Source organism: Streptomyces sp. Je 1-369 (assembly GCF_026810505.1).
Classification (GTDB): domain Bacteria; phylum Actinomycetota; class Actinomycetes; order Streptomycetales; family Streptomycetaceae; genus Streptomyces.
The window spans coordinates 2,567,381-2,580,062 of record NZ_CP101750.1 but is presented as its reverse complement, the minus strand read 5'-3'; the positions used below and the strand labels follow the sequence as shown (position 1 = coordinate 2,580,062).

Annotated in this window: 13 protein-coding genes and 1 riboswitch; of the genes, 6 read left to right on the top strand and 7 right to left on the bottom strand. The window is 71.8% G+C overall.

Going from position 1 to position 12,682, the window contains the following annotated elements:
* Positions 1-53: 53 nt before the first annotated feature.
* A complete protein-coding gene (locus NOO62_RS11810) occupies positions 54-2,267 on the top strand; it encodes an MMPL family transporter (protein ID WP_268770844.1) in 2,214 nt (737 codons plus the stop codon).
* A gap of 81 nt (positions 2,268-2,348) precedes the next feature.
* Here the strand turns inward: NOO62_RS11810 and NOO62_RS11805 are convergent, their stop codons facing one another.
* The 5 genes from NOO62_RS11805 to NOO62_RS11785 form a co-directional block, all read right to left on the bottom strand.
* Positions 2,349-3,335: an NAD-dependent epimerase/dehydratase family protein gene (locus NOO62_RS11805; protein WP_268770843.1), complete on the bottom strand. Its 987-nt coding sequence runs from the start codon at positions 3,333-3,335 to the stop codon at positions 2,349-2,351.
* 73 nt (positions 3,336-3,408) lie between these two features.
* On the bottom strand, positions 3,409-4,002 hold the full coding sequence (locus tag NOO62_RS11800; protein ID WP_268770842.1) for a winged helix-turn-helix domain-containing protein: 594 nt from the start codon (positions 4,000-4,002) through the stop codon (positions 3,409-3,411).
* Between the two features lie 279 nt (positions 4,003-4,281).
* On the bottom strand, positions 4,282-5,310 hold the full coding sequence (gene glnII / locus NOO62_RS11795) for a glutamine synthetase (protein WP_268770841.1): 1,029 nt from the start codon (positions 5,308-5,310) through the stop codon (positions 4,282-4,284).
* A 160-nt stretch (positions 5,311-5,470) separates the two neighbouring features.
* Positions 5,471-5,941, bottom strand: coding sequence for a hypothetical protein (locus NOO62_RS11790; protein WP_268770840.1), 471 nt, complete (start codon positions 5,939-5,941; stop codon positions 5,471-5,473).
* A gap of 104 nt (positions 5,942-6,045) precedes the next feature.
* Positions 6,046-6,414, bottom strand: a complete 369-nt coding sequence (locus NOO62_RS11785) for an arsenate reductase family protein (RefSeq protein ID WP_268770838.1) — start codon at positions 6,412-6,414, stop codon at positions 6,046-6,048.
* A gap of 166 nt (positions 6,415-6,580) precedes the next feature.
* Here NOO62_RS11785 and NOO62_RS11780 point away from each other — a divergent pair, with 166 nt between their 5' ends.
* Both NOO62_RS11780 and NOO62_RS11775 read left to right on the top strand, forming a co-directional pair.
* Complete coding sequence (locus NOO62_RS11780) at positions 6,581-6,889, top strand: hypothetical protein (RefSeq protein ID WP_268770837.1); 309 nt, start codon at positions 6,581-6,583, stop codon at positions 6,887-6,889.
* Between the two features lie 97 nt (positions 6,890-6,986).
* Positions 6,987-7,988, top strand: a complete 1,002-nt coding sequence (locus tag NOO62_RS11775; protein WP_268770836.1) for an alpha/beta fold hydrolase — start codon at positions 6,987-6,989, stop codon at positions 7,986-7,988.
* Positions 7,989-8,014: 26 nt separating this feature from the next.
* On the opposite strand, the gene NOO62_RS11770 is transcribed toward NOO62_RS11775, so the two are convergent.
* Positions 8,015-8,770 carry an alpha/beta hydrolase gene (locus NOO62_RS11770; RefSeq protein ID WP_268770835.1) on the bottom strand — a complete coding sequence of 252 codons (756 nt, stop codon included), beginning with the start codon at positions 8,768-8,770 and terminating at the stop codon, positions 8,015-8,017.
* Positions 8,771-8,817: 47 nt separating this feature from the next.
* On the opposite strand from NOO62_RS11770, the gene NOO62_RS11765 reads away from it, so the two are divergent.
* On the top strand, positions 8,818-9,795 hold the full coding sequence (locus tag NOO62_RS11765) for an asparaginase (protein ID WP_268770834.1): 978 nt from the start codon (positions 8,818-8,820) through the stop codon (positions 9,793-9,795).
* Positions 9,796-9,832: 37 nt separating this feature from the next.
* Here NOO62_RS11765 and NOO62_RS11760 read toward each other — a convergent pair whose 3' ends face one another.
* Positions 9,833-10,963 carry an HAD family hydrolase gene (locus NOO62_RS11760; RefSeq protein ID WP_268770833.1) on the bottom strand — a complete coding sequence of 377 codons (1,131 nt, stop codon included), beginning with the start codon at positions 10,961-10,963 and terminating at the stop codon, positions 9,833-9,835.
* Positions 10,964-11,128: 165 nt separating this feature from the next.
* On the opposite strand from NOO62_RS11760, the gene NOO62_RS11755 reads away from it, so the two are divergent.
* Both NOO62_RS11755 and NOO62_RS11750 read left to right on the top strand, forming a co-directional pair.
* Entirely contained in the window at positions 11,129-11,989 is an 861-nt protein-coding gene (locus tag NOO62_RS11755; RefSeq protein WP_268770832.1) for a helix-turn-helix domain-containing protein, read from the top strand.
* A gap of 4 nt (positions 11,990-11,993) precedes the next feature.
* Positions 11,994-12,452: a VOC family protein gene (locus NOO62_RS11750; protein WP_268770830.1), complete on the top strand. Its 459-nt coding sequence runs from the start codon at positions 11,994-11,996 to the stop codon at positions 12,450-12,452.
* Positions 12,453-12,480: 28 nt separating this feature from the next.
* Positions 12,481-12,667, top strand: a riboswitch (cobalamin riboswitch).
* Positions 12,668-12,682 lie beyond the last annotated feature (15 nt).

Here is a 12,682-nt window from a genome sequence, read left to right as displayed (position 1 = left end):
AGTCACGTCTTATCCGACGCATACTCACGCAGACTTGATGGGGGCGAAGCGCCATGAGGCGGAACCTCGCGGCACGACTCGGTGTGTGGAGCGCACACCACCGGAAGGCGGCCATCTTCGGCTGGCTGGTCTTCGTGGTCCTGGCCACGGTCATCGGCGGGGCCACCGGCACGGTCACCGCCTCCGACGAAGAGATGGGGGTCGGCGACTCGGGCCGTGCCGCCGAGATCCTGAAGGACGCGGGCATCGACGAGCCGGCCGGTGAGCTCGTCATGGTCACCGCGCGGACCGCCGACGGGTGGCGGGACGCGGCCGCCGACCTCTCGAAGGCCCTGGACGCGACGGGCGACGTACGCGGCCTCAAGGCGCCGCTGCCCTCCGCCGACGGCAAGGACGCGCTGCTGCGCTTCGAGATCGAGGGTCCGTCGGACGAGGCGGCCGACCGCGTCCAGCCGGTCCTCGACGCCGTGGCGAAAGCGCGGCAGGACGGCGCAGGACGCGGCATCTCCGTCCACCAGTTCGGCGACGCCAGCTCCGAGAAGGAACTGTCCGACCTGCTCGCCGACGACTTGAAGAAGGCCGAGTTCACCGCGGTGCCGCTGGCACTCGGCATCCTCCTGATCGCGTTCGGCGCGGTGGTCGCCGCGCTGCTGCCCGTGGGGCTCGCGCTCACCGCGTGCGTGGCGGCGTTCGGGCTGCTCTCGCTGGCCAGCCACCAGTTGCACCTGTTCGAGACGACGTACTCCGTGATGTTCCTGATGGGCCTCGCGGTCGGCGTCGACTACTGCCTCTTCTACCTGCGTCGGGAGCGGGACGAGCGCGCGGCGGGACGGGACGCGGAGACGGCCCTGCGGATCGCGGCGGCCACCAGCGGACGCGCCGTCCTCGTCTCCGGCCTCACTGTGATGGTCGCCATGGCGGGCATGTTCCTGTCCGGGCTGCTCCTCTTCAAGGGCTTCGCCGTCGCCACGATCCTCGTGGTGTTCGTGGCGATGCTCGGCTCGGTCACCGTCCTGCCCGCACTGCTCGCGGGGATGGGCGACCGGATCGACGCCGGCCGCATCCCGTTCCTGAACCGCCGCGCCGAGAAGGGCGTGTCCAAGAAGGGCGCGCACGCCAGTGGCGGTCTGGCGGGCAAGGTGCTGCGGCCCGTCCTCGCCCGTCCCAAGTTCTTCGCCGTCGGCGCGGCGGTCCTGCTGCTCGCCCTCGCCGCGCCCGCGCTCGGCATGAAGACCGAACAGCTGGGTCTGGAGAAGCAGTTCGGCTCCGACGCGCCGCTGTCCGTCGCGTACCAGAAGATCACCGAGGAGTTCCCCGGCGGGCCCGCCCCGGCCCGCGTGGTCGTCAAGGCCGACAACGCCGGCGACATCGCCGCGCAGCCCGTACGGGACGCGCTCGACTCGCTGACCCGCAAGGCCGGTGACGGCGCCGAACTCACCGTGCACAAGGCGTCGGGCGTCGCCGAGATCGCGGTGCCGCTGCCGGGCGACGGCACGGACGCCGAGGCGAAGAAGGCCCTGTACGAGCTGCGGGACGACACGGTTCCGGCGGCCTTCGACGGGATGGACGTCGAGGCGTACGTGGGCGGGGACCTGGCCTCGTCCGAGGACTTCGGCGACCAGCTCGGCAAGGGCATCGTGCCGGTCTTCGCCTTCATCACGGCGGTGACGTTCCTCCTGATGCTCTTCAGCTTCCGCTCGGTGGTCATCGCGGTGACGTCGATCGCGCTCAACCTGCTGTCGGTGGGCGCCGCCTACGGCGTCATGACCGCCGTCTTCCAGCACGGCTGGGGCGCGGAGCTGATCGGCTCGGAGAAGGTCGGCGCGATCGAGAACTGGATGCCGCTGTTCGTCCTCGTCGTCCTCTTCGGTCTCTCGATGGACTACCACGTGTTCGTGGTCTCCCGGATCCGCGAGTCCCGCGACCGGGGCATGGACAACCGCGCGGCGATCCGCGAGGGCATCATGCGTACGGCGGGTGCCGTCACGGGCGCGGCCGTGATCATGGTGGCGGTCTTCGCGGTGTTCGGCACGCTGTCCATGCAGGACATGCAGCAGATGGGCGTGGGCCTGGGCGTGGCCGTCCTGCTGGACGCGACGGTGGTCCGCATGATCCTGCTGCCGTCCCTGATGACGCTCCTGGGTGAGCGCAACTGGCACACGCCGCGGTACCTGCGGTGGCTGCCGAAGATCTCCCACGAGGACGCGGAGCCGACCGCGCGGCCGCAGGCCGGGCCGTACAACACGCGGGTGCCCAGCGGGCGTTGACATTCGCGGGGCACGGCCTGTGTTCCCGGCGCGGCATCGCCCGCACCGGGAACACAGGCCGTTCACGTCACAGGCCGTGCCTCACAAACCGAGCGCCTTCGCCTCCTTCTCGGGGGCGAGCCCGACTACCGGCCGGTCGGGCCGCTGCGGCGCCGAGCCGCCGATGGACCGCAGCCACTCCCACGTGTCGCGCACCGTCTCTGCGGCGGGCCGGGTCCCCAGCCCCGCGGCGACCGCCTTCTCCGACGACGTCCGGTGCATCGTGTCGTGCAGCTCACCCGGCGCCAGCCACACCGGCAGCTCCGACCACTGCTCGATCCCGGCGTCGAGCACCACCTGCGGCTCCGTCCAGCGGAGCGCCGCCTCCGGGCCCGCCACCTCCACGCACGCGTCGAGGAGCTCGCCCATCGTGATCCGCCCCATGGGGCTCACCAGGTTGTACGCGCCGTGCAGCCCGTCGGCCGCCGCGTCGAGGACCCATTCGGCGAGGTCCCGCACGTCGACGTACTGGATGTCGAGGTCCCGCGGCCCTGGGGCGAGGACCGGCCCGCCGCGCGCCACCCGGTTCAGCCACCACGGCAGCCGCCCGATGTTCTCGTACGGACCGAGGATGAGACCGGCCCGCGCGAGTACCGTCCGCTCCTCCCCGAACGCGGCGACCGCGGCGAGTTCGCCGCCCCGCTTGTCCTCCGCGTAGGCGGTCGCGTCCGCGTCCGGGTCGCCGTCCACCACGGGGAAGCTCTCGTCGGATCCCGCCTCGCCCGGGTAGCGGTACACGGAGGCGCTGGAGACGTACACGTACCGCCCCGCGCGCCCCGCGAGGAGCCGGGCCGCGTCCCGCACCACCCGCGGCGCCGCCGACCAGGTGTCGACCACCACGTCCCACTCGCCGTCGGCCAGCGCGTCGAGGCCGCCCTCGGCGGTGCGGTCGCCGTGCAGGGCGTGGGCCCCCTCGGGCGGAGCGTGGTGACCGCGGTGGAAGACCGTCACGTCCCAGCCCCGGGCGAGGGCCGCCTCGGTGACCGCGCGCCCCACGAACTCGGTACCGCCAAGCATCAGAAGTCTCATGGCGGTGACTCTGCCCCGGCGACCCCGGTCCTGTGAACCGGTTTCTGCTCGGGGCAGAGCGCGGAACCGCAGCTCAGCGGGTGGTCGGGGGTGCGTACTTGTAGCCGACGCGGCGCACCGTCTGGATCGTCCTGCGGTGTTCGGCGCCCAGCTTGCGGCGCAGCCGCGCGACGTGCACGTCGACGGTACGGCCGTCGCCCACGTGTCCGTACCCCCACACCGTCGTCACCAACTGGTCGCGGGTGTGCACCCGGTGGGGGTGCGCGACGAGGTGGGCGAGGAGCTCGAACTCCAGGTACGTGAGGTCGAGGACGCGGCCTTCGACCTCGGCGGCGCGCCGCACGGCGTCGATCCTGATGGGGCCGGGGGTGGGTGCGGGGGCGTGCGGCGCTACGGGCAGTACGGGTTCGGCGGTGGCGGTGGCGGCGGCGGTCACGGGCTCCTGGCCTGCCGGTACGAGGACGAGGTAGCCGACCATCGGGGGCTGGCCCGGCAGGGTCGGCAGGGTGTGCTGCGGCGCGGGCAGCCAGGTGGCGCCCGGCGGCAGGAAGTCGCTGATCTGCACCACCTCGTCGGGCGCGACGGCTCGCAGTCGGCCGCGGCCGGGCACCGGGGGAGGGGTGAGGGTGGAGGGAGCGGAGGCGGTGAAGGAACGGGAGTTCGCCATGGGATGTCAGCTCTTTCGCGCGAAGAGGGAAACGTCGAGAACGAGACGTACGTCGTGCGCGTCAGGCGAAGGCCGGGTGAACGGCTTTAGAGGGCCCGCGCGTTCGTCGCGCGGCAACACACCCGGTCGAAGTCGTGGTGCTGACGGGAGGGCCAGAAGGGCTCGAGGTCATGACGACCCGTCGCGGTGATCTGGTGGCTGCCCATGGCTCCATTGAATCAGATGAAGAGAGGGTCGCCCACCGTAATGGCGGGCGACCCTTCGGTGACGGGTCCGGGATCAGACCTGGCCGGCCTTCTCCAGCGCGGTGCAGCACGTGTCGACGAGGAGCCGCGTCACGACGTACGGGTCGACGTTCGCGTTGGGGCGGCGGTCCTCGATGTAGCCCTTCTGCTCCACCTCGACCTGCCACGGGATGCGGACCGAGGCGCCGCGGTCGGAGACGCCGTACTTGTACTCGTCCCAGGGCGCGGTCTCGTGCAGACCGGTGAGGCGGTCGTCGATGCCCGCGCCGTAGTTCTTGACGTGGTCCAGCGGCTTGGAGCCCTCGCCGAGGGACTCGCAGGCGGTGATGATCGGCGCGTAGCCCTCACGCATCGCCTTGGTGGAGAAGTTGGTGTGCGCGCCCGCGCCGTTCCAGTCGCCCTTGACCGGCTTCGGGTCGAGCGTGGCCGACACCTTGAAGTCCTCGGCGGTGCGGTAGAGCAGCCAGCGGGCGATCCACAGCTGGTCGGAGACCTCCAGCGGGGCGAGCGGGCCGACCTGGAACTCCCACTGGCCGGGCATGACCTCGGCGTTGATGCCGGAGATGCCGAGACCCGCCGCGAGGCAGTGCTCCAGGTGCGCCTCGACGACGTCACGGCCGAAGATCTCGTCCGAGCCGACACCGCAGTAGTAGCCGCCCTGCGCGGCGGGGAAGCCGCCGACGGGGAAGCCGAGCGGGCGGTCGCCCTCGAAGAACGTGTACTCCTGCTCGATGCCGAAGATCGGCTCCTGCGCGGTGAAGCGGGCCTCGACCTCGGCCAGTTCGGCGCGGGTGTTGGACTCGTGCGGCGTCATGTCCGTGTTGAGGACCTCGCACAGGACGAGTACGTCCGCGCCGCCGCGGATCGGGTCCGGGCAGGTGAAGACCGGCTTGAGGACGCGGTCGGAGGCGTGGCCCTTGGCCTGGTTCGTGCTGGATCCGTCGAAGCCCCAGAGCGGCAGCTCGGCGCCCTTCGCGTCGTCCGCAAGGATCTTCGTCTTGGAACGGAGCTTGGCGGTCGGCGCGGTGCCGTCGATCCAGATGTACTCAGCCTTGAAGGTCACGGGGCCTCATCCTCATAACGCTCGGTACGGCGCAGAACGTGCGGGTGCTGCGGTGCCGTGGTGATGACCGGAAGACTGGCAACCGGCGATTTCCCTGCCGTTGCTCTTATGTGAACCCCGTGTTACCTGGGGTGAGTGTGGCTCACGTCACGATCGTGCGTCACTTGATGACCGCGTTGGCGGCCGCTATCGCGAGCCCGATCGTCGCGTCGGCGCCGCCGATCAGCACGGCCGAACGCCGCCGGTAGCCGACCCGCGCGGCGGCCACGGTGCCCCAGGCGAAGAGGAGGGCCGCGTTCAGGAGCAGTCCGCCGTACGTCACGCGGCTCTCGGGCCAGCCGAAGGCGCCGGCGAGGACGAGCAGCAGCACGGTCGGCCAGCACGCGACGATCACCGGCCACTCGTCGACGAGCGCCCAGCCGAGCTGACGCCAGCGGTGCGTACCGCGGCCCGGCCGGTGCGTCGACATGTGGTGCGCGTAGCCGTGGGCGAGGGCGGCCGTGCCTGCGGTCACCATCACCCAGGACGCGTCGTAGTAGGGCGTGTAGGTGTCCCCCTGCGACTGCAGCGCCGCGAGCAGCGCGCTCGCGAGGACCGTTCCGTATACGCCCCCGGACATCCAGTTCCGCACGGCGCGCTCCTCTCGGTGTCTGGAGCACTCCACGCTAGGCGGGGGTATGTAACGGTTTGCCGGAGTTGAGCCATCGGTCGGCGGGCGACTGTGCCTCCGGGTGCTCAGCGCGAGAGCGCGTCCCGCACCGCCTCCTCCGTGCGGCCCACGACCGCCGTGCCGTCGTCCGCCGTGATGATCGGGCGCTGGATCAGCTTCGGGTGGTCGGAGAGGGCCTTGATCCAGCGGTCGCGGCCCGCGGCGTCGCGCGGCCAGGCCTCGGCGTCCTTGAGGTTCAGGTCCTTGGCGGCCTGCTCCTGGGTGCGGGTGATGTCCCAGGGTTCGAGGCCGAGCCGGTCGAGGACGGCACGGATCTCGTCCTCGGTGGGTACGTCGTCGAGGTAGCGCCGCACCGTGTAGTCGGCGCCCTCCGCGTCGAGCAGCGTGAGCGCGCTGCGGCACTTCGAGCAGGCGGGGTTGATCCAGATCTCCATGCCCACACGCTACCTGCGAACCACCCGTCGCAGGCCGCTCGGCAGAGGTTTGTTCGATTACCTCAAAGCCGGTCTGGCCAGCGGCGATTGTCAGTGCCGCGCAGTAGAATCACAGTAGTGTTCGAGGGCGCCCGACGGGGGTCCTGACCGCGACAGGAGGATGCCTGTGCCCGCTGCCGCACTCACAACGAAGCGTGTGTCCAAGTCCGTTTCCCAGCCCGTCCTGATCGACCTGCCGTACGTACCACTGGAGAAGAAGGCGCTGCCCGCCGGGCGCCCGCGCGAGTGGTACGTCAACCACAACCGCCGACTGAAGGCCATGCGGCTGGCCATAGCCCTGCTCGACTCGGGCGTCCATCTGCCGAACCAGGCGAAGAACAGCACGATCCGGCGCATGGCGGAGGATGTCGGGATCCATCCGCCGTCCGACATCACCTGTCACATGGTGCGGGCCCTCATGCGGTACAGCCGCTGAGGCAACTGCGGGCCACCTGGAGGGAATTGGCCTCCAGGTGCCCGTTTCCGCGCGCGATCCCGTGCGTTCACGTGTGCGATGGGACATGCTGAGCCACATGACCCAGCAGGAACCCGTCGGCGAACTGCCGCTCCTGACGACCGCCGAACTCCCCGACGGCACGCGGCTTCCCGTGCGTGCGCTCTGCTCTCCCGAGCCGGAACGCTTCCTGCCGTCCGGCTCGGGCCCCGCGCCGGGCCCGCCCCCGGCCCCCGTGGTGCTGATACTCCCCGCGATGGGCGTCCCCGCCCGCTTCTACCGCCGCTTCGCGCGCCAACTCCATGACGAGGGCCTCACGGTGCTCACCGTCGACCTGCGCGGGCAGGGCGAGGCGACGTCGTCCGCGGCGGGGCGCGGCGCGCCGGGACACGGGTACCGGGCGATCGTCGAGGAGGACCTCCCCGCGGTCGTGGCGGCGATCCGCGACGAACTGGGCACGGAACCGCCCCTGTTCCTGCTCGGCCACAGCCTCGGCGGCCAGCTCGGCCTCGTGTACGCGGCGTCGGCGCGACGCCCCGACGTGGACGGGGTGGCGGTGGTCGCCACGGGCTCGGTCTGGTTCCGTGCGTTCGGCCCGCTGCGCGGTGCGGGACTGCTCCTGGTGCAGCTGCTGATCGGCGGCACGGCGACCGTGCTCGGCCGCTGGCCCGGCACCCGGCTCGGGTTCGGCGGCAACCAGCCCAAGGGCGTCATGCGCGACTGGGCGCGACAGGTGCGGACGGGCCGATACAGCGCCACGGGCTCCGCCCTCGACTACGAAGCGGCGCTCGCCACGCTGACCCTGCCCGTCCTCGCGGTCTCCGTCGACGACGACACCTACGCCCCCGCCTCGTCCCTGGACCACCTGCTCGGCAAGGTCCCGGAGGCGCGCCTGACCCGCCGCCACTACACGGCCCAGGAGGCGGACGCCCCCCTCGACCACTTCGCGTGGGCCCGGGCGGGCGCCCCGCTGGCCAAGTGGGTGGCCGCATGGACGAGCGACAAGCCCCCACGCCCCCTGGCACTGGCCACCCACCACGATCACGGCGACCTCCGGCGTCTGGACGGCCGGGGGAGGTGAGGGCAGGCGGCCCTCGGCCCTCGCCCTCAGTCGAGCAGTGCGTTCACCAACCGTCGCCGGTCCGCCGCGTGGTCCCGCAGCCAGGACCCCAACATGTGGTCGGCGTCGCGCAGTTCGAGCCGTGTGAACCGAGCGCGCGCGGCCAGCGCCTCGGTGACGGCCGCCGTGACCGACGGCGGGATCACCGCGTCCGTGCCCGGCACCACGAGCACCGCCCGCCCGCCGAAACCCCGGTAGACGTCCAGCGCGGACGAGTCCCGCCACCGGTCCGGCGTGCGGATGATCTCGGTGAAGCGGCCGTTCCCGTCACCGAAGGGCAGCGGCCACGCCTCGTTCGCGTACACGGCGGGCGCGCACAGGCCGATGCCCGTGACCCGCGGGCCGAAGTGCGCCACCAGGTCCGCCACGGTCTGCCCGCTCATGCTGAACCCGACGAGGATCAGGTCGTCGGAGGCGGGCACCCGCTCCTCGACCACGGCGACCGCCTGCGCGTACCGTCGCGCGAGACTCAACTCCCTTGTGGAGCCCGTGCTTTCGCCGTGCCCGGAGAAGTCGAGCGCCAGCGCCCGGCAGCCGCGTGCCGCGAAGTCGCCCTGGAGGGCGGCCAGGCGTGCCTTGCTGCCGGTGCCCGCACCGTGCAGCAGGACGACCGTGGTCGCCGGTGCCCGTACGGCGCCGGGCAGTGCCTCGGTGCAGCTGAGCGTCTCCCCGTCGCAGGTCAGGGTGGAAGGGGACGGAGTCGCGGGGAGGGCGTGGGGGGAGGTCGTGAGGTCCTGAGTCATGCCACCCATCCTCCGTCCCGCCGGGGCCGAGGTGGAAGATGGGGCGTATGGCGACGACGACCGTGTCCGTGTTCACCCTCGGCGGCACCATCTCCGCGCAGGGCGGCGGCAGTTCACCCCGGCTGTCCGGCGCCCGGATCCTCGCGTCCCTCGGCGCCGTGCCGCCCGGCGTCGAGGTCGAGGCGCACGACGTGCGCAGGCTGCCCAGCTCCTCCCTGAGCGTCGAGGACGTGGCCGACCTCGCCGGGCGGGTCGACGCGGCGACGGCCGAGGGGCACGGTGTCGTCGTGGTGCAGGGCACGGACACCCTGGAGGAGACCGCCTTCCTGCTGGACCTCGCCTGTGCGCGCCGCGCCCCCGTCGTCGTGACCGGGGCGATGCGGCGGCCCGACCTGCCGGGCGCCGACGGCCCGGCGAACCTCGCAGCCGCCGTGGCCGTCGCGGCCGACCCCGGCTGCGCGGGACTCGGCGTCGTCGCGGTACTCGCCGACGAGATCCACGCCGCACGACATGTGAGGAAGACCCACACCACGTCCGTCGCGACGTTCGCGTCGCCCGGCGCGGGCCCGCTCGGCCGGGTCGTCGAAGGCAGGCCGCGCATCCTGCTCCGCCCCGCCCGGCCGGTGACCGAGCGCCCCTTGAGCCTGCGGGGTACGGCCAGGGTCGCCCTGGTCACGCTCGCCCTCGGAGACCGCGGGGAACTCCTCGAAGCGGTCGACGAACGGTTCGGCGGTCTGGTCGTGGCGGCGTTCGGCGCGGGCCACGTCCCCACGTGGCTCGTCGACCCGCTGGCCGACCTCGCCGCCCGTATGCCGGTCGTCCTCGCCTCCCGCACGGGCGCGGGCCCGCTGCTCAGCGAGACGTACAAGGGCCCTGGCTCGGAGTACGACATGCTCGGGCGCGGCCTGCTCTCCGCCGGGCCGCTGGACGCGCCGAAGGCCCGACTGCTCCTGCACGCCCTGCTCGCGGACGGCGCCGACCACACCCAAGTGGCCGACGCCTTCCGCACGTTGAACGCATATTGAACGCATGCTGAGCACGTGCCGAGCACGTGTTGAGCGGTCAGCCGATCTGGTCCGGCGTGACCGTCAGCCACCGCTTGTCGGCGGTCACCTTGTGGCCCAGCTCGCGCTGCCGCTCCGCGTTCTTCTTCTTCATCCCGTCGAGCTGCTTCATGTATGAGTCCTTGCGGTTGACCCACACCCGCACACCGCCGTGCGCGACATCGGCGGAGTGGAACAGCATCGGCCCGTCGCTGACCGGCGTGTCACCGGCCGCCAGGATCGGCTTCCGCCACTCGTCGATGTACGTGTTGATCGCCGCGGGCTTGCCCTCGTACCAGGTCAGCGGCGCCCACAGGTTCGGCGTCAGCTCACGCTTCGCGAGCTTCGCGCGGTCCTTCTCGCCGAAGCGCCCCTCGGCGATCTCCTTGCGGGAGCTGGTGACCTCGCCGGTCCTGCGGTCCTTCAGCTGCATGGAGACACCGATGACGTTCTGCGGCTTCACGCCGTAGCCGTACTTCGGGTCGGCGAGCACCATGCGCACCAGGTCCTCGCTGGCCGCGCTGACCACGTACACCTCGATGCCGTGCGCCTGCAGCGTCTTGTAGAGCTGCCGCATGCCGCGCGAGAACTCCGGCGGCTTCACCTCGGTCTTCGTGAGCTTCCCGGCCTCGTAGTACTCGGCGGGGATCGGCTTCTTGTACGCCAGGAGCTCGTCGACGTACCCCTTCAGCTCCTTCAGCGTGAAGCCGGAGAAGATCTGCGCGGCCCACGGGTAGCAGACCTGGTCGTCGACCTCGCACAGCCGGTTGTAGTAGCTGTAGAGGCTCTCCTTGTGCCCGGCCTTGTCCTTGAAGGGGATGACCTTCAGCGACGGGTCCATGGTCTCGCGGGTGAGGACGCCCTTCATCTCGAGGAAGGGCAGCAGCGACTCCTCCAGGTCGTTGCGGTACGTCGTGTTGTCCGCGTCGAAGACGGCGTACGCGCCCTTGTGGTCGTTCTTCGCGATGACCTTGCCGAGCTGCTTCGCGACGGGCTTCGGCCAGTGGGACAGCTCCCGGGCGGTGGCCGCCGAGGTGTCGGCGGCGCTCGCCTCCTCCGTCGGCCACAGGGCGCCGCCCGCGAGGACGGCGGCGGCCAGCGCGCCCGTGGTGCCGATGACGGCCAGCTTGCTCTTTGCCCGTACTGCCATGTCTCTACGTCCCTGCCGTTCCCTGCGAGCGATGTGCGCCCCGACCGGAGCGGCGCGCAATGCTATGGGGCGGCACCCACATTTCCCATGATCGAAGTCACCGTGGCGCGGTGGCATGGGGCGGGTGAACAGGGGTAATGGAGGGGTTCCGCGCATACTGGGCCCATGGACTCCCGTGAGTTCGTCCGCGCCGCTCCACGGCTCGACGGCATGGTCGTCTCCGCGGTCGGCTACCGCACCGCGGGGCAGCGGCCAGGGCTGCACCGGGGGCTCCCTTCGCCGTATCTGACGGTGATCTTCTCCCTGGACGGGACCATCGCCACCGGCAGCACCCCGGACCGGGCGACGGGACCGGACGCGACGCGCACCGACATCATCGTGGGCGGCCTGCACCAGAGCCCCGCGTACGTCGTCCAGCCCGAGCACGAGGCGGGCATCCAGCTCGCCGTGCATCCCCTCGCGGCCCGCGCCCTCCTCGGCCTGCCCGCCGCCGGGCTCACCGGGCAGCTCGTCGTCGGCGGCACGGACGTGCTCGGCGACCCGGCCGCGGAGATCCGCGAGCGGCTGTGCGAGCTGGACCGCTGGGAGGACCGCTTCGCCCTCCTGTCGGCCTATCTGAGGCGGCGCGCGGCTACGGACCGCGCCGCCGGATCCGTCCGCCCCGAGGTCGCGGAGGCATGGGCGTGGCTGGCCAGGCACCGGGGCGCGGGCACCCTCGGCGGCCTCTCCCGGCACGTCGCGCTCAGCGAACGCAGGATGACCGCGCTGTTCCGCGCCGAGACGGGACTCACCCCCAAACAGGCCGCCCGCCTGATGCGCTTCCAGCACGCCAAGGCCACCGTGACCCGCGCCGTCGCGGCGGGCGCCCCGCCGGACCTGGCCGGGGTCGCGGCCGACACCGGGTACTACGACCACTCCCACCTCGTACGCGACTTCCGGCAGTACACCGGCGAGACCCCCACCCGCTGGCTGGCCGAAGAGTGCCGGAATATCCAAGCCGGGGCGCACGCCAGGAGCGAAGAGTAGAGGCATGGACACCAACCGGAACACCACGACAGAACAGCAGCTCAGCACGCCCGCCCCGGCGATCTGGCCGGGCCTCCGGGCGCAGGACGCCCCCGCCCTGATCGACTTCCTCGTCGGCACCGTCGGCTTCCTGCGGACCGCCGTCTATGAGGACGAGGGCCGCGTCGCCCACGCCCAGCTCGACTGGCCCGAGGGCGGCGGCGTCATGCTCGGCTCGTACGACCCGGCCGACGAGGCCACCTGCGGCAGGCCCGGCGGTGCGGGCGCCTACGTCGTCACCGACCACGTGGACGACCTGTACCGACGACTCGTGGAGGCCGGCGTGAAGGTCACCGGTGAGATCGAGGACAAGCCCTACGGAAGCCGCGAATTCGGCATCGAGGACCCGGAGGGCAACCGCTGGTCCTTCGGTACGTACCGGGGTGAGCCGCGGCCCGCGCCGACGTCCACGCCCGGCCCGTAAGGCGGCGGGCCGGGCCCATCAAGCCGCGTGATAACTTGCGCAAGCCAGTCAAACCCACACCTGGGCCAGGGAATCCGGTGCGAATCCGGAACTGACGCGCAGCGGTGAGGGGGACGGGCGGGGCCACGGCCACTGGGTGTCGCGAGACGCCCGGGAAGGCGCCCCGCCCGGCCGATCCCCGAGTCCGAAGACCTGCTGGCGCCCTCCGGCCGCCCACCCGGCGGCGGGGG

Coding starts and splice junctions, on each gene's coding strand:
- NOO62_RS11810 (WP_268770844.1), top strand. CDS start 54: ATGAGGCGGAACCTCGCGGCACGACTCGGTGTGTGGAGCGCACACCAC.
- NOO62_RS11805 (WP_268770843.1), bottom strand. CDS start 3,335: ATGAGACTTCTGATGCTTGGCGGTACCGAGTTCGTGGGGCGCGCGGTC.
- NOO62_RS11800 (WP_268770842.1), bottom strand. CDS start 4,002: ATGGCGAACTCCCGTTCCTTCACCGCCTCCGCTCCCTCCACCCTCACC.
- NOO62_RS11785 (WP_268770838.1), bottom strand. CDS start 6,414: ATGGAGATCTGGATCAACCCCGCCTGCTCGAAGTGCCGCAGCGCGCTC.
- NOO62_RS11775 (WP_268770836.1), top strand. CDS start 6,987: ATGACCCAGCAGGAACCCGTCGGCGAACTGCCGCTCCTGACGACCGCC.
- NOO62_RS11770 (WP_268770835.1), bottom strand. CDS start 8,770: ATGACTCAGGACCTCACGACCTCCCCCCACGCCCTCCCCGCGACTCCG.
- NOO62_RS11765 (WP_268770834.1), top strand. CDS start 8,818: ATGGCGACGACGACCGTGTCCGTGTTCACCCTCGGCGGCACCATCTCC.
- NOO62_RS11760 (WP_268770833.1), bottom strand. CDS start 10,963: ATGGCAGTACGGGCAAAGAGCAAGCTGGCCGTCATCGGCACCACGGGC.
- NOO62_RS11755 (WP_268770832.1), top strand. CDS start 11,129: ATGGACTCCCGTGAGTTCGTCCGCGCCGCTCCACGGCTCGACGGCATG.
- NOO62_RS11750 (WP_268770830.1), top strand. CDS start 11,994: ATGGACACCAACCGGAACACCACGACAGAACAGCAGCTCAGCACGCCC.